Below are 20694 nucleotides of genomic sequence, written 5' to 3'. Positions count from 1 at the left end.
CAACGCGATCTCGAAGGGAAACCGATACTCGGTCCGGTGCGTCAAATCCTTATGACGCTTCGAGAAGTGATCATCCGAAACGACGGGGTCGTCACCGCGGCGCAGGCCCTCGCCTGTGGTCTCAGCAGGTCCGCCATCGATCGTCGTGTCGCATCCGGCGAGTGACTTCGCGTGGCGCGTGGGGTGTTTCTGATCTCCACGTATCTGCGTTCGCCGACGGCGATGGCACGTATCGCGGTCCATTCCGTAGGCCGTGAAGCCGTGCTCGGTGGCGTCGCCGCCGCGTGGTGGCACGATCTCCTGCCGACTCCACCACGCAGGCACCTCGTCATGGCCGCCGCACGCGGACGGCACACCGGAAAGTCGTCGACGACGGTGGTCCGACATCGCACACTCGACGTGATCGACATCGTCGAGCATCGCCAATTGAAGGTCACCGCAAAGCCTCTCACGGTTCTCGATGCGAGTACCCAGGTCGGCATCAGCGTGATCGACTCCGCACTCCTGACCCGAGCAGTCACCCTCGACACGTTGTCGGCCGCCCACCAGCGCTACCCGAAGCGTCACGGAGCACCGCAGGTGGCGCGCTATCTCACGCTTCTCGGCAACGGTGCGCGGTCGGAGGCCGAGCGACTCGCCGTGACAATCTTCCGGAATGCGGGCCTGACGGGATGGATCGCCAATCATCCAGCGTGCGGCTACGTCATCGACTTCGCCTTCGTCGCGCAGATGGTCGCTGTCGAGATCGACGGCTTCGCGCACCATCGCGACGCCGCGGCCTTTCAGCACGATCGAACGCGCCGCAATGGGCTCATCGCGGCGGGTTGGACCATCCTCAACTTCACCTGGTCAGACCTGATCGATCGCCCCGACCAAGTGATCTCCATCGTTTGCGCCGAACTCCGACGACGCGCCTGCCGATCGGGTTGCTGCGTTACCCGGATACCGGGCAACAGTGCAACGTCATCGCCTCAGACGTACCGAGAGGTCACCCCGATCACCGCGTCGCGCAACTCCGGCCGGCAGATCACCAGATCCGGCATGTAGGTGTCGTCGCGGTTGTAGACGAGCGCCGAGCCGTCGATGCGTCCGCACCACAGGCCCTTCGACTGCGCCACGGCGACCGGCGCCGCGGAGTCCCACTCGTACTGTCCACCGGCGTGCACGTAGGCGTCGGCCTCACCCCGGACCACGGCCATGGCCTTGGCGCCGGCCGATCCCATCTGCAGCACCTCGCCCCCGATGGCGTCGGCGACGGCCTGCGAAAACTGTGGCGGCCGTGAGGCACTGACCACCACCCGCGGGACATCGGATTTCGGTGTCGCGGCCAACCCGTCGACCGGCGTCACCGCCGCGGCGTCGTCCACATAGGTGATGCCGAGCGCCGGCAGCGCCACCGCACCGGCGATCAACCCGTCATCGGCAGACCACAAGGCCACGTGCACAGCCCAATCCGCGTGTCCCTCGGTGCCGTACTCGCGGGTGCCGTCGACCGGATCGACGATCCAGACTCGTGCCGCCGCCAACCGCGACTTGTCGTCGGCGGACTCCTCGGACAGCACAGCATCGTTCGGCCGAAGCTCGGCAAGTCGCGCCAGGATCAGGTCGTTGGAGCGCAGATCCCCCGCCTTGCCGAGTTCCTTACCCACCAGCCCGCTGGTGGCGCGCACATCGAGTAGCAATTCCCCTGCGGCGGTGGCCAGTTCCCCGGCCAGCGCCCGGTCGGCGGCCACGCTGTCGTCAGACACGCAACTTCTCCTAGAGTCCCAGGTTGCGGATGACCGACTCGGCCACCTCGATCGGCGATCCATCCGACGGCGACACCACGATCTCAGCGTCGCTCGGTGGCTCGTACGGCGAGTCTATGCCGGTGAATTGACTGATCTCTCCTCGGCGCGCCTTGGCGTACAGCCCCTTGGGGTCGCGCTCCTCACAGAGCTCCAGCGGTGTGTCGAGATAGATCTCGTAGAACGGAAGGCCTTGCTCCTCATGGATTTCCCGCGCGCGTTGCCGCTCGGAGGCGAACGGGCTGATCAGCGACACGATCGCGACGGCCCCGGCGTCGGCGAACAGCGCCGCCACCTCGCTGGTGCGCCGGATGTTCTCGCGTCGGTCGTCGTCGCCGAAGCCGAGGTCGCTGTTGAGTCCGTGGCGCAGGTTGTCGCCGTCCATCAGGTACGCCGGCCGCCCCTCGGCAACGAGTCGACGCTCGAGCTCGGTGGCCAGCGACGACTTCCCGGAGCCGGACAGGCCGGTCAACCAGACGGTCGCTCCTCGGTGGGTGCGTTGCTCGCGGCTGACCTTGGTGGTCTGCCAGACGACGTGGCTGTCGTTGCTCACCGGCGCGGTGATCATGCCGGCACCGACCGTCTTGTTGGTGGCCTCGTCGATCAGGATGAAACTGCCGGTCTCCCGGTTCTTTCGGTACGCGTCGAACATCAACGCCGACTGGGTGTGCAGGGACACCCGGGCGATCTCGTTGAGCGCCAACGTCGTCGCGTCTTCGTCTCGATGCAGGGTGTTGATGTCCAGGCGATAGTTGAGCCCGCTCACCTGGACACGGGAAGCCCTTGTCCCGCACATGATCTGGTAGCGATTGCCGACACGGAGCTCGGTGTCGTCGGAGAACCAGCACACCATGGCGTCGATGTCCCGGGCGACGAACGGCCGGTTGTTGGGGCGGGCGAACATGTCACCACGGACGATGTCGATCTCGTCGGAGAGTTCGATGGACACGGCCATCGACGCGAACGCCTCGTCGACCTTGGTTCCGCCCGGCCCCCAGATCTCGGCGATGGTTGTGCTGAATCCGCCTGGCAAGACGACGATCTCGTCTCCACGCGAGAACACGCCACCCGCGACGGTGCCGGCGTAGGCGCGATGGTCGTAGCCGTCACTTCGCTGCGGCCGGATGACATACTGCACCGGCATCCGCGCGTCGATGAGGTTGCGGTCCGACGCGATGTACACGTTCTCGAGATGGCTCAACAGCGGACGGCCCTCGTACCACGGCATCGCGGCGGATTGGTCGACGACGTTGTCGCCCTGCAACGCCGACAACGGGATGAAGGTGAGGTCGGTGACGTTGAGTTTGGCGGCGAACGCCACGAAGTCGTCGCAGATCTCGTCGAACCGCTCCTGCGACCAGTCGACCAGATCCATCTTGTTGACACAGATCGTGAGGTGCGGGATACCGAGCAGCGACGACAGGAACGCATGTCGCCGAGTCTGTTCCAGCACACCCTTACGGGCGTCGATGAGGACGATGGCCAGGTCGGCGGTCGACGCGCCGGTGACCATGTTGCGGGTGTACTGCACGTGACCCGGGGTGTCGGCGATGATGAACTTCCGCTTGGGCGTCGAGAAGTACCGGTAGGCAACGTCGATCGTGATGCCCTGCTCCCGCTCGGCGCGGAGACCATCGGTGAGCAGCGCGAGATTGGCGTACTCGTCGCCACGTTCGGCGCTGGTCCGTTCGATCGCCTCGAGCTGGTCGGTGAAGATCGATTTCGAGTCGTACAGCAGACGACCGATGAGCGTCGACTTGCCGTCGTCGACGGACCCCGCGGTGGCCAGGCGCAGCAGTTCGGTAGGCATCAGAAGTAGCCCTCCTTCTTGCGATCTTCCATGCCGGCCTCGGAGATCCGGTCATCGGCGCGGGTGGCGCCGCGCTCGGTCACCCGGGTGACCTCGATCTCCTCGATCACCTTCTCGATCGTGTCGGCGTCGCTGCGGACGCATCCCGTGCAGGTCGCGTCGCCGACGGTCCGGAACCGGACGCGCTCGGTATGCGACTCTTCGTCCGGAAATGTCTGCAAGAAGCGGGTTTTCGCGAGCAGCATGCCGTCTCGGGGCACCACCTCGCGATCGTGCGCGTAGTAGATCGGCGGCAACTCGATGTTCTCGGCGCCGATGTACTGCCAGATGTCGAGTTCGGTCCAGTTGCTCAGTGGGAACACCCGGATGTGCTCGCCTTTGTGATGGCGGCCGTTGTAGAGGTGCCACAGCTCCGGCCGTTGAGCTCGCGGGTCCCACGCGCCGAATTCGTCGCGGAAACTGAACACCCGCTCCTTGGCGCGGGCTTTCTCTTCGTCGCGGCGGGCGCCACCGAAGACCGCATCGAAGCGATTCTCCGTGATGCCGCGCAGCAAAGCGGTGGTCTGCAAACGATTTCGGCTGGCACCCGGGCCGCTGTCCTCCACCACGCGCCCGGCGTCGATATCGTCCTGAACCGAACTGACCACCAACCGCACACCGGTCTCCGCGACGACCCGGTCCCGATAATCGATGACCTCGTCGAAGTTGTGGCCGGTGTCGACATGCATGAGCGGGAAGGGCACGGGCGCCGGCCAGAAAGCCTTTCGTGCCAGATGGAACATCACCACCGAGTCCTTGCCGCCGGAGAACAGCAGCACCGGACGCTCGAAGGTCGCCCCCACCTCACGGATGATGTGTACCGACTCGGCTTCGAGAGCCGCAAGGTGGGTCAGCTCGTAGCCGTGCGGCGCTCGCGCGCGTGTCGTCGTGCTGGCCACCGTGACGACCTCCTTGACATGTCGACTATTCGACACTCAGTATCGGTTATGTGACACGAACCGTAGGTGACTCCGCGGACGGCCGTCAACCTGCGGCACGACCGGCGTCGCCTCCGACGGCGCGTGTGATCAGCATTATCGAACTTCTGAGCCGCTCGGGCGCGACCAATGACCACGACGCGCCGAACCTCGCCGAGATCGTGCGGGCCACGGGCCTGTCCCGGGCGACGGCCCACGCCATCATGAGCGAACTCGTCGAGCACGGCTGGGCGATCCGCGACCCCGCCGGCGGCACCTTCTCCATCGGACCCGCATTCGTGACGCTCGCCCGCACCACCCTCGACTCCGACCACCTCACCCGGTGGGTGCGCCCGGCCATCCACGATCTCGCCGCCCGGATCGGTTGGCCGGTCTTCGTCGCCCGTCGCACCACCCCCGACACCATCACCGTGACCGATCATGCCGGACTCGTCGACGGCACGGCCTGGTTCACCATCGGGCAGACCCTGCACCTGCGGCCGCCGATCTGCCGCGAGTTCGTCGCCGACGCGCCGGCCGACGAGCGCGCCGCGTGGATCGCGGCAGCACCCGCCGCGGTGCGGACCCGCCTTGATCTCGTGCTCACCACGATCGCCGAGCGCGGCTATTCCATCGAGCGCCGGGCCGACGAACACCTGGCACTGCTCGACGCACTCCCGTCACTGTCCACCGCATCCGACCAGCTCCGGTCGCGGGTCGGCGACATACTCGCCGAGTTGACCCGCATCGACTACCTGCCCGACGAACTCGCCGGCGACATCGATGCCGTCACCGTCGGCGCGCCCGTCGCCGATCGGCACGGCCGGGTCGTCGCCTCAATCGTGTCCTGCCCCATGACAACCCTGCCCGCCGACGACCTCCGAGCCCTGGGCGCCGCGACCCGCGCGGCCGCCGATCGCGTGTCGAGCGCACTCACGCCCGCCGTCGGTCAAACCGACGACGACGGATAGCAACCCCTGCGCAGCGCCAGCGAAGCACCCTTCCGCCGGTTGAGCCGATGCGGAGCGCCAGCGGAGCACCCTTCCGCCGGTTGAGCCGATGCGGAGCACCAGTCGGCTGACATCGGATCACCGGTGGGTGATCCTGATGGACACGCGCCACCGATGAACTGGAGATCCCCATGCACGGCCACCACTCGATTCGCCGACACCTCTACGGCCTGACGGCCGCCGCCGCGATCGTCGCCGGCACGCTCGCCGGGGCGACCGCGGGGTCAGCCGGGGCCGCACCAACCGGCGACCGCGTCTACCCGCTCAGCTCCTGTTTCGGGCTGAGCCCGAACATCGTCGATACCCCGTACAACCCGACCCGCGCCCTCGTGTCGCAGTACGACGGCAACACCTACATCGCCACCGAATACAGCAGCCTGTGGCTGGGCGTCGGCTACTCCTCGTCGGCGCGACTCGACTGGCACAACCTCCGCACCGGCAAACGCGGCAGCATCGTGTCCAACACCCGCACCCAGCCGCCGTACAGCGGCATCCACTACTTCGTCGCGCCCACTCGGCGGCTCGGACCGGGGCCGGTCCGGATCACGCTCAGCACGGTCAACCGCAACGCACTGTGGTCCATCCCCGCCCAGACGTGCAGCGGGACGATCACCGTTCCCTGATCGGGGCATACCGTCCGATCACCGGGACGCCCCGACTACCAACCAAGCACTTGCTAGGTTACCCTCGTGGCATGAGCGCTGCCGTCATTCCGCCCCCACTCGGTGTCGACGACCTCGGTCCCGACTCGACGCCGGTCGCCTACGAGACCGGCGGACCCGACGACGCCGTTGCGTACGTGACGCTGAACCGGCCCGAGTACCGCAACGCACAGAACTCGGTCATGACCTACTCACTCGACGCCGCATTCCGCAAGGCGGTTGACGACGCGTCGGTCAAGGTGATCGTGCTGCGGGCCAACGGCAAGCACTTCTCGGCCGGTCACGACATCGGCACGCCCGAACGCGACTTCGACACGTACTACGACAACACCGCGGCCCTGCACTGGGATCACACCGACAAGACCGGGGCCGATCAGCGCCTGGCCCGGGAGATCGAGGTCTATCTCGGGATGTGCCGGCGCTGGCGCGATATGCCCAAACCGCTGATCGCCCAGGTGCACGGCGCCTGCATCGCCGGCGGGCTGATGCTCGCGTGGATCTGCGACTTCATCGTCGCCTCCGACGACGCGTTCTTCTCCGATCCGGTGGCGCGCATGGGAATCCCCGGTGTCGAGTATTTCGCCCACGCCTTCGTGCTCGGTCCGCGCCGCGCCAAGGAGATCCTGTTCACCGGTGAACGCTTCACCGCCGCACAGGCCGCCGACTGGGGCATGGTCAATCACGTTGTGCCACGCGAGGATCTGGCCGCCAAGGTCGACGAGATGGCCGCCAAGATGGTCGAGATGCCGATGCAGGGTCTGTTCCTGTCGAAGAAGGCGGTCAACATCTGCGAAGACCAGATGGGGCTACGCAATTCGATGGACTCGGTGTTCGGCTGGCATCACTACGCGCACTCGGCGAACGCCGAAGCGTCCGGCGGTGATTCGTTGGGCGGCATGGATGCGAAGTCGATGAGGGCCTCCGCCGCCGGCAGCGGGGCGAGTGGGCCGAATGCTGCCGCCGCCGCGGCGAACGGAAAAGCCTGAGATGGACCTGTTGTTCGACGCGGCCGCCGAGGCCTTCCGCGACGAGGTCCGGACGTGGCTGGCCGATCATGTTCCGGCCGAGCCACTTCCGTCGATGGACACCGCCGAGGGCTTCGAGGCACACCGGGAGTGGGAACACACCATGGCCGCCGATCGGATGTCGGTGGTCAGTTGGCCGAAGGAGTTCGGCGGTCGCGACGTGCCGCTGCTGCACTGGGTGATCTTCGAAGAAGAGTACTACCGCTCCGGCGCTCCCGGCCGCGTCAGCCAGAACGGTATCTTCCTCCTGGCACCAACACTTTTCGAACATGCGCATCCCGACCAGCTCGCCCGCATCATGCCGCGGATGGCGCGCGCCGACGACATCTGGGGCCAGGCGTGGAGCGAGCCGGAGGCCGGCAGCGACCTCGCGTCGTTGCGCTCCACCGCAACCCGCACCGCCGGCGGCTGGCTGCTCAACGGGCAGAAGACCTGGAGTTCGCGATCGAGCTTCGCGGACTGGGGTTTCGGGCTGTTCCGATCGGACCGCGACGCCCAACGCCACAAGGGCATCACCTACTTCATGTTCGACCTGCGCAGTCCCGGCGTCACCGTGCGTCCCATCGCGCAACTCGACGGTGAAGCCGGCTTCGCCGAACTGTTCCTGGAGAACGTCTTCGTCCCGGACGACCCTGCCAACCCCGGTGAGTCCGGGGTGATCGGCGAGGTCAACAACGGATGGAAGGTCGCGATGAGCACGGCCGCCAACGAGCGCGGCCTCTCCCTGCGGTCCCCGGGCAGGTTCCTTGCCACCACGGATCGGCTGGTCGACCTGTGGAAACGCAACCGGGACACCGTTCCATCGACCGCGAATGCCGATGCGCGCGTGGCGGATGCGTGGATCGGGTCCCGAGCGTACGAGCTGTCGACGTACCAGACCGTGAGCCGACTGTCCGCCGGTGGACAACTGGGCATGGAGTCGTCGATCAACAAGGTCTTCTGGTCGCAGTGGGACATCGCCGCACACGAGACCGCACTCGATCTGCAGGGCAACGACGCCGAACTCGACGACGCGTGGCTCGACGGTTACCTATTCTCGTTGTCCGGACCGATCTACGCCGGCACCAACGAGATTCAACGCAACGTGATCGCGGAGCGGCTCCTCGGCCTACCGCGCGGGGACCGGTGACACGATGGAATTCCTTCTCTCCGACATCCACAACGACCTTGCGGCCACCGTCGATGCCCAGCTGACCAAGGCCGACATCCCGTCTCGCGCTCGCGCGTGGGCTGCGGGTGACCGCGCAGCGGTGACGGAAGTCTTTGCCGCGCTAGCCGATACGGGCGTGAACGGACTGCTGGTGGACGAGTCGTCGGGTGGCAGTTCGGCGGGCGCAACGGAACTGGTCGTCGCGATGGAACAGATCGGCCGGCACGCGCTGCCCGGGCCGGTCGTCGAGAGCATCGCGGTGCTGCCGGTGCTGTTCCGATCCGCGGGGATCATCGGAGAACGGATCAGCGCGCTGGCCGAAGGCGCCTTCGCCACGTGCGCGATCCCGCCGCTCGCCCCACTGGCGCCGGTCGCCGACATCGCCTATGTCGTGTACGACGGCGTCCTGTGGACCGCCACCGCCGGTGAGCCCGTCGCCACGGTGGACGCGACCCGTACCGTCAGTGGACTCGTGCCGGTCACCGAACTCGCGAGCAACGTCGACTCGCGCGACGCCGAAGACATCGGAACCCTGGCCACCGCAGCACAATTGCTCGGCCTGGCCGATGCCATGCTGAGCATGGCGGCCGATTATGCGCAGGCGCGCAAACAGTTCGGCCGCGCCATCGGGTCGTTCCAGGCCGTCAAGCATCACCTCGCCGACGTCGCGATCGCTGTCGAGATGGCCCGGCCTCTTGTGCAGGCGGCCGCCCTCGGTGTCGACGGTCTGGTTCCGGAGGATACCGATGTCCGTCGGGATATCGCCGCCGCCAAGGTCGCGGCCGGCGACGCCGCCCATCTGGCGTCGCGTCGTGCGCTCCAGGTGCTCGGCGCCATCGGCTACACCGCCGAGCACGATCTGTCCCTGTACCTGACCAAGACTCGCGCACTGCTGACGGCGTGGGGTACGCCTGCCGTTCTCCGGCAGCGAATTCTGGAGTCACTGTGACCAGCGATGTGGTGACCGGCCCGACCCTGATCTCGACGGAGGATCGAGAAGCACTGGCCGAGGCGATCCGTGATCTGGTGCGCCGCAAGGCCGATTCGGCCGCCGCACGCAGCGCGATGGGGCAGACACCCCGGATCGACCGCAGCCTGTGGACGACGCTGTGCACCGAGATCGGTGTCGCCGCGCTGCCGATCCCCGAGGAACTCGGCGGCGCCGGGGCGACGTTCGCCGAAACCGCAGCGGTACTCGAGGAACTCGGTTCCTCGGTCAGCCCGGTCCCGGTCTTCGCCACCGCACTCGCGACCGCGGCCTTGCTCATCGCCGACGACGCGACCGCACGACAACTGTTGCCCGACATCGCCTCCGGTGAGCGAATCGCCACCGTGTGCTGGGCCGGGCCCACCGGCTGGGATCGACCGGGTGTCCACGCCGACGCCGGTCTCCTCACCGGCGAGGCGCATTACGTCGTCGACGGCGAATCCGCCGACCTCCTCGTGGTCCTGGCCGCGAGCGGCGACGGCATCACCCTGCATGTCGTCGACGCCGACGCCGACGGCGTCTCGGTCGTCCCGTTGCCGGTCATGGATCCGGGCCGACCGATGGCCCGCATCGACTTCGACGAAGCTCCCGCGGTAACCATCGCATCGGGCGCCGACCTTCCGCACCGGTTACGGTCCTTCGCCTGGGCTCTCCTCGCCGCCGAACAGGTCGGCGGTGCCGCCGCGGCACTCGACCTCACCGTCGAGTACACCAAGTCGCGCAAGCAGTTCGGCCGGATCATCGGGTCATTCCAGGCGCTCAAGCATCGGATGGCCGACATGTACACCTTGGTGGAGACGTCCCGGTCCATCGCCCGCGCGGCCATCACGGCGCTCGTCGCCGATGCGCCCGATGCCGACGAACTCGCCGCGGCCGCACACGTCTACTGCTCGGAGTCGTTCGCCACCGTCGCCGGTGAGGCCATCCAGTTGCACGGCGGGATCGGCATCACCGCCGAACACGACATCCAGTTGTATTTCAAACGCGCCCACGGTAGTTCGCAACTGTTCGGGCAGCCGCACGAGGTGGTGGCCGAGTTGGCCGGCCGAACGCGGCTTCCTCGCTGACCGAGTCCGACTCCCCGCGCCGAGTCCCTCCCCGCGCCGAGTCCGACTCCCCGCGCCGAGTCCGACTCCCCGCACCGAGTCCGACTCCCCGCGCCGAGTCCGACTCCCCGCTGATCGAGTAAGGCACCGAGCGCAGCGAGGCGCCGCATCGAGATCAATTGCCGCACAGAGGCCACCTCCATTCGACGACAGGTGGTCTCCACGTCGCCGCATCACCTCCTCAGCCGTGCGATCACCCACTCCACCGGACCCGAAAGGAACAACAGGAACAGCGGCCAACTCCCCGACGCCGGGACCGCAATCGCCACGATCAGCGCGGCGACCACCGTCACCGCGGTCCCGGTTCCGTGCCCACGCCGAATCCACGCTTCCACGTCGGGGCCGGCCTCGAGCAGTTCACGATGCCGCGAAGCCCACCAGCCCATCGCCAGCAGCGTCAGGATGGACACGGCGAGAACCGCGATGTACAGCACGCTGGCCCGCTCGATCCGATCCTGGTCGATCAGCGCGGTGGCGAAGGGCAGGATCACGATGGTCAGCAACCAGACGAAGTTGAGGTTCAACAACACTTTGTCGTACGTGCGGAGGTACTCGCCGACCCGGTGATGATCCCGCCACAGCACCCAGATGACGATGAAGCTGATCAGGAAGCTCAGGATCGCCGACCAGTTGTCGCCGAGGACCTGCCACACCGTGGTCTCCTCGTGCCATTCGGTCGCGATCTCGGTCAGCGGTAGGACCAGCAGCGTCAACGCGATCGCGACGACCGCGTCGGAGAACGCCATCAGCCGACGGAATCCCTCGGCGGAACGCCGGCCCTGATCCTGTGCCATGGTCGAACAGTAGCGCCTCAGTCACTGCGAAACCCGATCACCGGAACCCGACGTGCGCGACAATGACTGCATGGTCGACGATCCACGGATGGGCTCGTTCGATGCGGTCCTGTTCGGCATCGAGGGCGATCCACTGCTGCGTTCTGTCATCACATTCGTGGTCCTCCTCGATCGTGAACCCGATCGCGACACCGTGCGTGACCGGGTCGACCGGATGTCGCGCATGTACCCGAAGCTGCGGCAGCGAGCGGACGGAAACCCGCTCTCGATCGTTCCGCCACGGTGGGAAACGGACCCGAATTTCGACTTCGACTACCACATCAGGTGGCGGCGGCTCCCCAGTCGCCAGAACGGCATGGACGGTGTCCTCGAGTATGCGGAACGCATGGGCGAGCAGGACTTCGACCGCTCGCGGCCGTTGTGGGAGGTCGCCATCCTGACCGACATCGACGTCCACCCCGACGAGGACGGGCCGACAAGCCGCGCCGCCTTCATCATGAAGATCCACCACGCGATCACCGACGGCCTGGGCGGAATGGAGATGGCCACGGTGCTCTTCGATCTGGCGCCCGAACCCGCGGACCCCGGCCCCATGCCGAAGGCTCCGAGACCGCATCCCGCAACCGTGATCGACCGGATTCGCCAGGCCACGCGTTTCGAGGTACGCCAAGTCGTCGGCGAGGTGACCACGGCCGGGGGTTACGCCGTCGTCGCGGCCAAAGACCTGGCCACCGCTCCCGTCGCCTCCGTCACCGCGGCCGGGGCGTTCACCGTCTCGGCCGCCCGCATGCTCGCGCCACAGGGTCCCCCACTGTCGAAGCTGATGACCGGGCGATCCCTGGCGGTCTCGTTCACCACGACCATGGTCTCGCTCGCTGCTCTTCGCGACGCGGCCACCGCCCTCGACGCGACGATCAACGACGTCTTCGTCTCCGCACTGGTCGGCGGGTTACGCGCATATCACCTCGCGCACGGTCACGACCTCTCCGGACTGCGGGTGAACATGCCGGTGAGTGTGCGCGACGACACCGACGTGCCGGACGTGAATCGATGGGTTCCCGCACGGTTCGTCATCCCGGCCGACGTCGATGATCCAATCGACCGGATACGCGAACTGCGGCCGGTTTTGGTACGCGCACAGCATGATCCGGCGTTGCAGATGTGGAACGCCATCTACCGGTTGATGAACGTGCTGCCCGGCCCGGTGACCACCAGCGTCACCGGGGTGCTGATGAAGGGCGTCGATTTCGCCGCGACAAACGTGCCCGGCCCTCCCGTCGATGTCTATCTGGCGGGCGCGAGGGTCACCATGATGGTCCCGTTCGCCCCCAAAGCCGGTGCCGCGATCAACATAGCGTTGATGTCTTATGCCGGGCAGGTGTTCATCGGGATCAACTCTGATCGGGCCGCCGTGACCGACCCGCATCAACTGACGGCGTGTATCGACGAGGCCATCCGTGCGGTGACATCGATTCGGGCCGGGGGCTCACGTGGGCGCGACGGTCAGCGCTCGAATGCCTCCGCCACCATCGCCTCCGACAATCCATAGTCGGCCAACGCGTAACGGTGCTGCGGTTTCCGTGCACCGCTGCGGCTTTCGGCATCGAGAGCTTCCATGGCGGCCCGCGCCGATGGCGACACCTGCTCGCCCAACGCCGCATATACCCGGTCGACGGTGCCGAACGGGTCGGAGCGCAGATCGTCGAAATCGATGTCGAGGAATTGATCGGAATCGTATCTGCGGCGGGCGGTTTCGAACTCACGCAGCCCCCGCGACCACAGCTCCAGCTGGGTCTCGCCGATCTTGTCACCGACGAACGTGTTCGACCATCCCGGCGTCGCCGCCTCGGCGAGACTGCACATCGACGCGATGATCGTCTCCGGCGGCCGGTGCGTCTGGATGACCAGGGCATCCGGATAGACAGCCATCAGCGCGTCGAGCGCGAACATATGACTCGGATTCTTCAGCACCCAACGTTTTTCGGGATCGTTCATGCCGATCAGTTGGAGATTGCGGCGATGCCGCCGATAGGCAGGAGTCCAGTCCTGTTGCGCCAGCCATCGTGAATACGTCGGCAGATAGGCCAATGACTCATAGGAGATCGACATCACGTTCTGCCGCAACAACTGCCAGCACTCCTCGACCTCCCCCGCCTCGAGGTAGTGCAGCCCCATGAACTCAGGATTGTCGACGTGGTGTTTCTCCAGTCCGGCGTTGATCTGTTGGTACACCGGATTCGACGCCCAGCCCTCACGCGGCGGACGGGGCTGCGGGAACTCCGCCAGCCACATCTCGAGGCCCTGATGACCCGGGTCGGCCGACAGCAGACGATGCAGCGCGGTCGTGCCCGTCCGGGGCAAACCGGTCACGAAGATCGGGCGAGTGATACGTACATCGGCGTACGACGGATGAGCCGCCCACGACGCCTCCGACAACAGACGGGCCACCAGCGCACCCTTGAGGAAGAACCGGAACATCTTGCTGCCCAGTTCGGTCAGATCCGCATCGTTTCGATACGACTCCAGCAGTACCTCCAGCGCCTCCCGGTACTCGCCGACGTCACCGAAATCGTCGAGACCGGTGGCGCGGACGGCTGATTCGTGCAGATCGTCGACGGTTCCGACATCGACTCGTGCCGCACTAGTCATGGTATTCACCGCAATTCACGTCCAGGGTGTGCCCGGTGATGGCGCTGGCCATCGACGAGGCGAGGAACACAACCGCCTCGGCGATCTCGTCGGGTTCGGGCAGCCGCTTGAGGTCGGATCGACTGGCGGTCTGCTCGTACACCTGTTCCGGTGTGATGCCGTACTTCTTGGCCACCTCGCCGAAGTACCACTTCAACTGGTCATCCCAGATGTAGCCGGGTGCAACGGTGTTGATCCGAATCCCTTTGTCGCCCAATTCCGTCGCCAGAGTCTGCGACATCGCGAGCATCGCCGACTTCGCCAACTTGTAGCTGCCGTAACGAGGTTCGGAGTGCCGGATGACCATCGAGTTGATGTTCACGATCGCACCGCCGGCCTCCGCGAGCGGATCGGTGAAGGCCTTGATGACCCGCAAGGTACCCAGCACGGTGAGGTCGAGGCTGGCGGTGATCTGGTCGAAGTCGGTGCGCGCCAGCGGTTTCATCGACGGCAGCGCGAACGCGTTGTTCACCAGGACGTCGGCGCGACCGTACTCGCCGATCGTGGCGGCCACCAGTGCATCGACCGCGTCGTCGTCGGTGATGTCGGTGGCGACCACCAAAGAGCTACCCCCGGACGAGTCGATCTCGGCGGCAACCTCTTTGAGCCGTGACTCGGTGCGTGCGGCGAGCACCACCCGGGCGCCGGCCGCGGCCGCACGCACGCAGATCGATCGGCCCAGACCGGGTCCGACACCCGACACCACGACGACCTTGTCGCGCAGCAGGTCCGTCATCCCAACATCCTCTCCGCGCAAGCCCGCTGCCGGGCCGCGATCCGATCCGCCCAGCCCGATTCGCCGATCCGATTCTGTTCCAGGAACGGCAGATGCTCGGCGACGTCGTCGATGTCGATCACCTGTGCGGTCGGCCCGCTCTCCGGCGTGATCGGGTGATCGATGCGCTGCCAACGGAATTGCAGGATTCCCCGGGTGCGGCCGGTCGTCTCGATCCAGTTGGCGATGCCGGGGTTGCGTCGCGAAACCACCATCCTGATCATGCCGTCCGGATCGACCTGGGCCTGGGCCGAGTTCAGGCTGGTCTGGTGGTTGACGTAGTCCAGCGAGATGTACCACATGCTGCCGAGTTGGAAACCCTGGTAGGGTGCAGCGGATTTCGGGACGGTGATGAGCATCGCCTCGTCGTCGGCGAGACGGAAATGTCCGACGGAGGAGTACTGGGTGGAGAGCCCGCCCGGGGTCAGCCGCGGCGGTGTGAAGGTGTTCACCGGTTCGTCGAGGTAGAACCACTTGGGGAAGTTGAACCAGGTGTGGATGCGGCCGGTCAGCATCTTGCCGGCGGTCGCGTATCGACGCACGACGCGCGCCAGGTCGGGTTCGTCGGGCGCGGTGCCGACGGTGTCGACTCGCTCGATGGAGATGCGACCCTTCCGCTCCGACCAATCGCTGTAGACCTCGCGCACGGCCAGCATCGACGCACCCTCACCGAGGACGAAGTAGCCGTCGCCCGGATGATCGATGGGCGGTCCGAAGGTGATCGCGAAGTCCCCGTTGTCATCGATCGGAATCCGGCGATCGTCGAACGCATCGTCGCCGCCGGGCACCACCGACGGCGTGTAGTCGCCGCGCAGCACCTGGAAGCTGAGATCGACTGTGCTGCCCCGATGTCCACGTACGAGGTAGGTTCCGGTCTCCTCCACGTCGGCGTGGTAGTAGAGGGTGTCCGGGTTGTCGAGGCCCATCTTGGTCGACGGACCGGTAGAGGTGATGAAGTTGGGGTGCGAGGTGGACCGCGCCCGCACGAGTTGCAGGATCGCCGCGATACTGCCCGCGAGATAGTCGTACCCCTCGGCCAGGTCCTGCTCGGACTCGACGAATTCAGCGGAGGCGATGAGCTTTTCGGCCTCCGCGATGGCCGCGGCCAGCGGCGCGGTGACGTCGATGGGCCGTTCGACATCGATCACTGACGGTGCTTCCGTACTCATCGAACTCCTCCGTCGATCGAGTGGCGCCGACCCAACCCACCGCCGCCGCACCCCAGCCCGCGAATCGAGATCACAGCCACGTATCCCCTCCGGTCCACGTCAAGAAGTTCTCCAATTCGGCCTGTGCAGGGGTGACCCGCGGGTGCTCAGTCGACAGGTAGCCGCCGCGATAGAACAGCAATGGCTTGTCCTGCAGCACATCTCCGAGAGTGACGGCGCGCCCGATGACGATGTGATGATCGCCGCCGTCCGTGACGCGTTCGATGTCGCATTCCACCCACGTGAGCGCATGGCGGATCACCGGGAGCCCGGCGGGCGACGGGTCCCAGACGATGCCGGCGAACTTGTCGTCGCCGGGTGCGCCGAAGGCGGCGCTCACATCCTGTTGCCGGTTGGACAGGATGTTGACGCAGAACTTTCCGGTCTGCTCGATGACCTTCCAGCTGCGCGATGTCTTCATGGGGCAGAACAGGACCAGCGGCGGATCGAGTGACAGCGCCGCAAACGATTGACACGCAAAGCCGATGGGTGCCCCGCCCTCGTCGAGAGTGGTGATCACGGTGACGCCAGTGCAGAACTGGCCCATGGCCGTGCGGAATTGCCGGGAGTCGAAGTCTGCCGAACCGTACGGGGTTCGTGTCATGTCAGTTCTTGAAGCCGACGGTGAAGTCATGTCCCCAGAGGCTGACCGCGGTGCTCTCCCGTGCGATCCAGTCGCCGTCGTCGACTTGCCTACCTTCACAACCGAATTCGATGTCGAACCCGCCCGGCGTCTTCATGTAGAAGGAGAGCATCAAGTCATTCACGTGCCGGCCCAGTGTCGCCGACATCTTCACCTTCTTGCGCAGCGCGCGGTCGAGGCACAGACCGACGTCGTCGGAGTTCTCCACCTCGAGCATCAGGTGCACGATGCCGGTGCTGTTCGGGATCGGCAGGAACGCCAGCGAATGATGCCGTGGGTTGCAGCCGAGGAACCGCAACCAGGCCGGCTCCTCGCCCTCTTCGCGACCGACCGCCTGCGGCGGCAACCGCATCGAGTCACGAAGCTTGAAACCCAACACATCCCGGTAGAAGGCCAAGGCCGCCTGATCGTCGTCGCACGTGAGGACGACGTGCCCGAGCCCCTGCTCCTCGGTGACAAACCTGTGCCCGTACGGGCTGACGACGCGCCGGTGTTCGAGCGCCACCCCATGGAAGGCCTCGATGGTGTTGCCGGCCGGATCGGTGAAGACGATCAGTTCGACGACCCGACGGTCGGCGAGTTCCTCGTCCTTACCCTCCCGGAAGACCACCCCGGCCGCCGACAGACGGTCGCGGACCTCCTGCAGCGCTTCGGCATTCGCGCATTCCCAGCCCGACGACCCAAGCCGGTCGCGGTCGGAGGGGACGATCACCAGGCGGGCCGGGAAGTCGTCCATCCGTAGGTAGAGCGCACCCTCCACGGTGCCCTTGCCCTCCACCATGCCGAGCACCTTGAGCCCGTACTCGCGCCAGGCGTCGATGTCGGTGGCCTCGACCCGCATGTAGCCCAACGACCGAATCGGACTGTCACTCATGGTGTTCTCCTTGATCCTCTTCCCGCCCACCGGACGCGCCGACAACCTCACTCACACCATCGTGTCACCGATCGGAATCCCGAACTCGCCGTTGCCGAATGCCACGTACGCGCGTTCGGGGTCGTTGGCGGCATGCACGCGTCCGGCGTGTGCATCCCGCCAGAACCGTTGGATCGGTGTGCCGTTCTCCAACGCGTGTGCACCCGAGTTCTCGAAGAGGCGGTCGATGGCCGAGATCGCCCGGCCGGTGGCCCGGACCTGATCGCGCCGGGCGGCCAGGCGCAGTTCCATCGGGATCTCCTCGCCGGCGAGGATCAGGTCGTACTCGGCCTGCAGGTTGCCCGAGAGCTGCCGCCACGCGGCGTCGATGTCGCTGGCCGCCTCGGCGATCCGCACCTTGGCGAATGGATCGTCCTTGGCCTTCTCGCCCGCGTACGCCGCGCGCACGCGCTTGCCCTGGTGCTCGACATGCGCCTGGTACGCGCCGTAGGCCATGCCCACGATCGGCGACGAGATGGTACTCGGGTGGATGGTGCCCCACGGCATCTTGTAGACCGGAGCGGTGTTCTGGGCGAGACCCGGGCTCTGCCCCATGCTCATGGTGCGCATGGAGAGCATGCGATGGCGCGGGACGAAGACATCCTTGACCTCGATGGTGTTGGAGCCGGTGCCGCGCAGACCGACGACGTTCCACACGTCCTTGATGGTGTAATCCTCGCGTGGGATGAGGAAGCTGACGAAGTCGACCGGCCTGCCGTCCTTGATCACCGGGCCGCCCACGAACACCCAGTCGGCGATGTCGCAGCCCGACGACCACGCCCACGCGCCGTTGACCTTGTAGCCGCCGTCGACGACCTCGCCCATCCCCATCGGTGCGTACGACGACGAGATCCGTACCGCGGTGTCGGCACCCCAGACGTCCTCCTGCGCCTGCTGGTCGAACAGGGCGAGGTGCCAGTTGTGGATGCCGATGATGCCCGAGACCCATCCGGTGGAACCGCACGCGCTCGCGATCCGTCGTACCGCCTCGTAGAACGTCACCGGATCGACCTGATAGCCACCCCACTGCTCGGGCTGCATCAGCTTGAAGAAGCCGGCACCCTCGAGACTCGACACCGTCTCGTCGGGGATGCGGCGAAGGTCTTCGGTCTGCTGTGCGCGTTGCTCGATCTCCGGGAGGAGTGCGTTGATCTTCTCCAGAACCTGCTCGGCCGCTTCATTCCGCAGCGCTCCACCTGCTGCGCTTCCGGCGCCGGATTGTGCTGGCATATCGCCCGCTCCTACTCGTCTCTCGGCCGCAGGTGCGACCGACTCATTCCCGTCGTTCTTGAGATTAGAACACGTTCTCATCTATGTCGAGCACAGGGCCTTTGGGCCCCTTTCCAGCCCCGATCCCACTTGCCGATACCGATCCGCCCGCCATTTTTGTAACATGTTCTAGTATTGGATCGAGGCGATTCGGACCGATGCACGAGTCCGAGCGAGACACACGACGAGGAGTGCGGATGACCACCACACCCCAGAGCGCGGGCAGCATGCCGCGCGACGACGACATCGACGTACGAGAGATCGACACGGGTGCGGTGCCCACACGGTTCGCTCGCGGATGGCATTGCATCGGTCTGGTCGACGAGTTCACCGACGGCAAACCCCACTCGGTGCAGATCTTCGGCACCAAGCTCGTCGTCTGGGCCTCCGGCGACGGCGACGACGTCGAGATCAACGTGCTCGACGCCTTCTGCCGCCACATGGGTGCGGACCTCTCGCAGGGATCGGTGAAGGACGGCAATGTCGCCTGCCCGTTCCACGGCTGGCGATGGAAAGGCAACGGCCGGTGCGCCGGGGTGCCCTACGCGAAGCGCAATCCCAAGCTGGCCAAGACCCGCGCGTGGCCGACGATGACCCGCAACGGCCAGGTGTTCGTCTACAACGACCCGGAGGGCAATCCGCCACCGGACGACTGCATCATTCCCGAACTCGCCGAGGTCGGCTCCGACGAGTGGACCCCGTGGACCTGGAATCGCATCGTCATCGAGGGTTCCAATTGCCGCGAGATCATCGACAACGTCGTCGACATGGCGCATTTCTACTACGTGCACTTCGCGCTGCCCGACTACTTCAAGAACGTCTTCGAGGGCGAGATCGCCGCGCAATACATGAACTCCCACGGCCGGCCCGATGTCACGCTGGGCACCAACTACGGTGACAGCCGACTGGAATCCATTGCGGCGTACTACGGTCCGTCCTACATGCTGAACCCGATGGTCCAGTACTACGGTGACTTCGCCGTCGAGACCATACTGACCAACTGCCACTACCCGATCGACGCGAACAGCTTCGTCCTGATGTACGGCGTGATGGCCAAGGTGCCGGAGGGACTGTCCTCGGAGCAGGCCGCGAAGATGGCGAAGAAGATCACCGCCGGCGTCGAGGTGGGTTTCCTGCAGGACGTGGAGATCTGGAAACACAAGACCCGCATCGACAATCCGCTCCTTGTCGAGGAGGACGGACCCGTCTATCAGCTCCGCCGCTGGTACGAACAGTTCTACGTGGATACCGCCGATGTCACCGAGGAGATGACACAGCGGTTCGAGTACGAGATCGACACGGCGAAGGCCCTCGAGAGCTGGGGTGTGGAGATCGAGGAGAACCTGCGCATCCAGGAGGAAGCCAAGGTGAACGAGGCGCAGAGCGGGTCGTCGGAGAAGGCAGAGGTCTGAGGTCGATGACCCGGGCGGTGGATCGTGCCGAGTCCGCGGACGAGCCGCGACCTCGTACGCGGGACACCGCCCACGGTCCGGGTCACGGATGGGCGAAGGCCCCCGATTTCCACGACGATCCGACGCGCCTGGCAGCAGTCCACGCGGCCACTCGGCGGGATCGCGAGCACTACCTGCGCAGCGGTCTGACCGAGATCGAGTGCCGGACGTGTCACGCCTGCGTTCTGGTGAAGAAGACCAGCCCGTTCCAGACGAGCGTGCAGTGGAACGACGCAGCACGCGAACGATGCACCGGCCTCGAGTACGAACAGCTGCGGGCCGGCGGCGTCGACGGCAGTGGCCCGCTGTTGCCGGGCGCGATGATGCCGACCTGCCCACGGTTGTCGGCGAGCATCGACCACGGGGTGGCCGAGGGGATCATCCCGTCCGAATCGCACGAGAGCGATCCCGACGGCTACTGGTGACCGTCTGGTTCACTGGGATCACATCTCTCTCACC

The 20694-nt window shown here is 66.0% G+C and carries 21 protein-coding genes; 11 read left to right on the top strand and 10 right to left on the bottom strand.

What is annotated here, in order from left to right:
- Window positions 1-51 precede the first annotated feature (51 nt).
- Window positions 52-165: a type IV toxin-antitoxin system AbiEi family antitoxin domain-containing protein gene (locus ACWDTI_RS24910; protein WP_449740836.1), complete on the top strand. Its 114-nt coding sequence runs from the start codon at window positions 52-54 to the stop codon at window positions 163-165.
- An 18-nt stretch (window positions 166-183) separates the two neighbouring features.
- Complete coding sequence (locus tag ACWDTI_RS24905) at window positions 184-1047, top strand: endonuclease domain-containing protein (protein WP_449740811.1); 864 nt, start codon at window positions 184-186, stop codon at window positions 1045-1047.
- Here the strand turns inward: ACWDTI_RS24905 and ACWDTI_RS24900 are convergent.
- Genes ACWDTI_RS24900 through cysD form a run of 3 tightly spaced genes read right to left on the bottom strand, consistent with a single transcriptional unit; the run spans window position 972 to window position 4535 of the window.
- Window positions 972-1733 (bottom strand): 3'(2'),5'-bisphosphate nucleotidase CysQ, encoded by a 762-nt coding sequence (locus tag ACWDTI_RS24900; RefSeq protein ID WP_449740835.1) that lies wholly within the window; start codon window positions 1731-1733, stop codon window positions 972-974. The two genes, ACWDTI_RS24905 and ACWDTI_RS24900, sit on opposite strands and share 76 nt — an antisense overlap.
- Before the next feature lie 25 nt (window positions 1734-1758).
- Entirely contained in the window at window positions 1759-3597 is a 1839-nt protein-coding gene (gene cysC, locus ACWDTI_RS24895) for an adenylyl-sulfate kinase (RefSeq protein ID WP_449740810.1), read from the bottom strand.
- Complete coding sequence (gene cysD, locus ACWDTI_RS24890; protein ID WP_449740809.1) at window positions 3597-4535, bottom strand: sulfate adenylyltransferase subunit CysD; 939 nt, start codon at window positions 4533-4535, stop codon at window positions 3597-3599. Before cysD ends, cysC begins: the two co-directional genes overlap by 1 nt.
- A 125-nt stretch (window positions 4536-4660) precedes the next feature.
- Between cysD and ACWDTI_RS24885 the strand changes: the two genes are divergently transcribed.
- The 6 genes from ACWDTI_RS24885 to ACWDTI_RS24860 all read left to right on the top strand — a co-directional run bounded on the left by ACWDTI_RS24885 (window position 4661) and on the right by ACWDTI_RS24860 (window position 10455).
- Window positions 4661-5524: a helix-turn-helix domain-containing protein gene (locus ACWDTI_RS24885; protein WP_449740808.1), complete on the top strand. Its 864-nt coding sequence runs from the start codon at window positions 4661-4663 to the stop codon at window positions 5522-5524.
- Between the two features lie 170 nt (window positions 5525-5694).
- Window positions 5695-6186: a hypothetical protein gene (locus tag ACWDTI_RS24880; RefSeq protein WP_449740807.1), complete on the top strand. Its 492-nt coding sequence runs from the start codon at window positions 5695-5697 to the stop codon at window positions 6184-6186.
- A 71-nt stretch (window positions 6187-6257) separates the two neighbouring features.
- Window positions 6258-7211, top strand: coding sequence for an enoyl-CoA hydratase (locus ACWDTI_RS24875; RefSeq protein WP_449740806.1), 954 nt, complete (start codon window positions 6258-6260; stop codon window positions 7209-7211).
- A gap of 1 nt (window position 7212) precedes the next feature.
- Window positions 7213-8379, top strand: coding sequence for an acyl-CoA dehydrogenase family protein (locus ACWDTI_RS24870; protein WP_449740805.1), 1167 nt, complete (start codon window positions 7213-7215; stop codon window positions 8377-8379).
- Window positions 8380-8383: 4 nt separating this feature from the next.
- A complete protein-coding gene (locus tag ACWDTI_RS24865; RefSeq protein WP_449740804.1) occupies window positions 8384-9349 on the top strand; it encodes an acyl-CoA dehydrogenase family protein in 966 nt (321 codons plus the stop codon).
- 8 nt (window positions 9350-9357) lie between these two features.
- Window positions 9358-10455, top strand: a complete 1098-nt coding sequence (locus ACWDTI_RS24860; RefSeq protein ID WP_449740834.1) for an acyl-CoA dehydrogenase family protein — start codon at window positions 9358-9360, stop codon at window positions 10453-10455.
- Window positions 10456-10667: 212 nt separating this feature from the next.
- On the opposite strand, the gene ACWDTI_RS24855 is transcribed toward ACWDTI_RS24860, so the two are convergent.
- The gene (locus tag ACWDTI_RS24855) at window positions 10668-11288 is read right to left on the bottom strand and encodes a TMEM175 family protein (RefSeq protein ID WP_449740803.1); all 621 of its coding nucleotides are present in this window, start codon (window positions 11286-11288) and stop codon (window positions 10668-10670) included.
- Window positions 11289-11358: 70 nt separating this feature from the next.
- Between ACWDTI_RS24855 and ACWDTI_RS24850 the strand changes: the two genes are divergently transcribed.
- The gene (locus ACWDTI_RS24850) at window positions 11359-12837 is read left to right on the top strand and encodes a wax ester/triacylglycerol synthase domain-containing protein (RefSeq protein WP_449740802.1); all 1479 of its coding nucleotides are present in this window, start codon (window positions 11359-11361) and stop codon (window positions 12835-12837) included.
- On the opposite strand, the gene ACWDTI_RS24845 is transcribed toward ACWDTI_RS24850, so the two are convergent.
- From ACWDTI_RS24845 to hsaA, 6 genes are all read right to left on the bottom strand, one after another.
- Window positions 12792-13937 (bottom strand): sulfotransferase family protein, encoded by a 1146-nt coding sequence (locus ACWDTI_RS24845; RefSeq protein ID WP_449740801.1) that lies wholly within the window; start codon window positions 13935-13937, stop codon window positions 12792-12794. The two genes, ACWDTI_RS24850 and ACWDTI_RS24845, sit on opposite strands and share 46 nt — an antisense overlap.
- Entirely contained in the window at window positions 13930-14712 is a 783-nt protein-coding gene (locus ACWDTI_RS24840; protein ID WP_449740800.1) for an SDR family oxidoreductase, read from the bottom strand. The genes ACWDTI_RS24845 and ACWDTI_RS24840 overlap by 8 nt, the downstream gene beginning before the upstream one ends.
- Entirely contained in the window at window positions 14709-15920 is a 1212-nt protein-coding gene (locus ACWDTI_RS24835; protein WP_449740799.1) for a hypothetical protein, read from the bottom strand. Before ACWDTI_RS24835 ends, ACWDTI_RS24840 begins: the two co-directional genes overlap by 4 nt.
- Before the next feature lie 70 nt (window positions 15921-15990).
- Complete coding sequence (hsaB, locus tag ACWDTI_RS24830; RefSeq protein WP_449740798.1) at window positions 15991-16563, bottom strand: 3-hydroxy-9,10-secoandrosta-1,3,5(10)-triene-9,17-dione monooxygenase reductase subunit; 573 nt, start codon at window positions 16561-16563, stop codon at window positions 15991-15993.
- A 1-nt stretch (window position 16564) separates the two neighbouring features.
- Window positions 16565-17476, bottom strand: coding sequence for an iron-dependent extradiol dioxygenase HsaC (hsaC, locus tag ACWDTI_RS24825; protein ID WP_449740797.1), 912 nt, complete (start codon window positions 17474-17476; stop codon window positions 16565-16567).
- Between the two features lie 51 nt (window positions 17477-17527).
- The gene (gene hsaA, locus ACWDTI_RS24820) at window positions 17528-18745 is read right to left on the bottom strand and encodes a 3-hydroxy-9,10-secoandrosta-1,3,5(10)-triene-9,17-dione monooxygenase oxygenase subunit (protein ID WP_449740796.1); all 1218 of its coding nucleotides are present in this window, start codon (window positions 18743-18745) and stop codon (window positions 17528-17530) included.
- Between the two features lie 236 nt (window positions 18746-18981).
- Here hsaA and ACWDTI_RS24815 point away from each other — a divergent pair, with 236 nt between their 5' ends.
- Together ACWDTI_RS24815 and ACWDTI_RS24810 are read left to right on the top strand one after the other, a co-directional pair.
- Window positions 18982-20196: a Rieske 2Fe-2S domain-containing protein gene (locus tag ACWDTI_RS24815; RefSeq protein ID WP_449740795.1), complete on the top strand. Its 1215-nt coding sequence runs from the start codon at window positions 18982-18984 to the stop codon at window positions 20194-20196.
- Window positions 20197-20201: 5 nt separating this feature from the next.
- The gene (locus tag ACWDTI_RS24810) at window positions 20202-20660 is read left to right on the top strand and encodes a hypothetical protein (protein ID WP_449740794.1); all 459 of its coding nucleotides are present in this window, start codon (window positions 20202-20204) and stop codon (window positions 20658-20660) included.
- Window positions 20661-20694 lie beyond the last annotated feature (34 nt).

The sequence above is a fragment of the Gordonia sp. NPDC003424 genome (genome assembly GCF_053588655.1).
Note: the sequence above shows the minus strand (reverse complement) of the source record. Positions and strands in the feature narration are given on the sequence as shown.

Bases quoted from the DNA above. Each gene is read 5' to 3' on its own strand.
- ACWDTI_RS24910 (WP_449740836.1), top strand. From the start codon at position 52: ATGACGCTTCGAGAAGTGATCATCCGAAACGACGGGGTCGTCACCGCG.
- cysC (WP_449740810.1), bottom strand. From the start codon at position 3,597: ATGCCTACCGAACTGCTGCGCCTGGCCACCGCGGGGTCCGTCGACGAC.
- ACWDTI_RS24880 (WP_449740807.1), top strand. From the start codon at position 5,695: ATGCACGGCCACCACTCGATTCGCCGACACCTCTACGGCCTGACGGCC.
- ACWDTI_RS24875 (WP_449740806.1), top strand. From the start codon at position 6,258: ATGAGCGCTGCCGTCATTCCGCCCCCACTCGGTGTCGACGACCTCGGT.
- ACWDTI_RS24870 (WP_449740805.1), top strand. From the start codon at position 7,213: ATGGACCTGTTGTTCGACGCGGCCGCCGAGGCCTTCCGCGACGAGGTC.
- ACWDTI_RS24865 (WP_449740804.1), top strand. From the start codon at position 8,384: ATGGAATTCCTTCTCTCCGACATCCACAACGACCTTGCGGCCACCGTC.
- ACWDTI_RS24855 (WP_449740803.1), bottom strand. From the start codon at position 11,288: ATGGCACAGGATCAGGGCCGGCGTTCCGCCGAGGGATTCCGTCGGCTG.
- ACWDTI_RS24850 (WP_449740802.1), top strand. From the start codon at position 11,359: ATGGTCGACGATCCACGGATGGGCTCGTTCGATGCGGTCCTGTTCGGC.
- ACWDTI_RS24845 (WP_449740801.1), bottom strand. From the start codon at position 13,937: ATGACTAGTGCGGCACGAGTCGATGTCGGAACCGTCGACGATCTGCAC.
- ACWDTI_RS24840 (WP_449740800.1), bottom strand. From the start codon at position 14,712: ATGACGGACCTGCTGCGCGACAAGGTCGTCGTGGTGTCGGGTGTCGGA.
- ACWDTI_RS24835 (WP_449740799.1), bottom strand. From the start codon at position 15,920: ATGAGTACGGAAGCACCGTCAGTGATCGATGTCGAACGGCCCATCGAC.
- hsaB (WP_449740798.1), bottom strand. From the start codon at position 16,563: ATGACACGAACCCCGTACGGTTCGGCAGACTTCGACTCCCGGCAATTC.
- hsaC (WP_449740797.1), bottom strand. From the start codon at position 17,476: ATGAGTGACAGTCCGATTCGGTCGTTGGGCTACATGCGGGTCGAGGCC.
- hsaA (WP_449740796.1), bottom strand. From the start codon at position 18,745: ATGCCAGCACAATCCGGCGCCGGAAGCGCAGCAGGTGGAGCGCTGCGG.
- ACWDTI_RS24815 (WP_449740795.1), top strand. From the start codon at position 18,982: ATGACCACCACACCCCAGAGCGCGGGCAGCATGCCGCGCGACGACGAC.
- ACWDTI_RS24810 (WP_449740794.1), top strand. From the start codon at position 20,202: ATGACCCGGGCGGTGGATCGTGCCGAGTCCGCGGACGAGCCGCGACCT.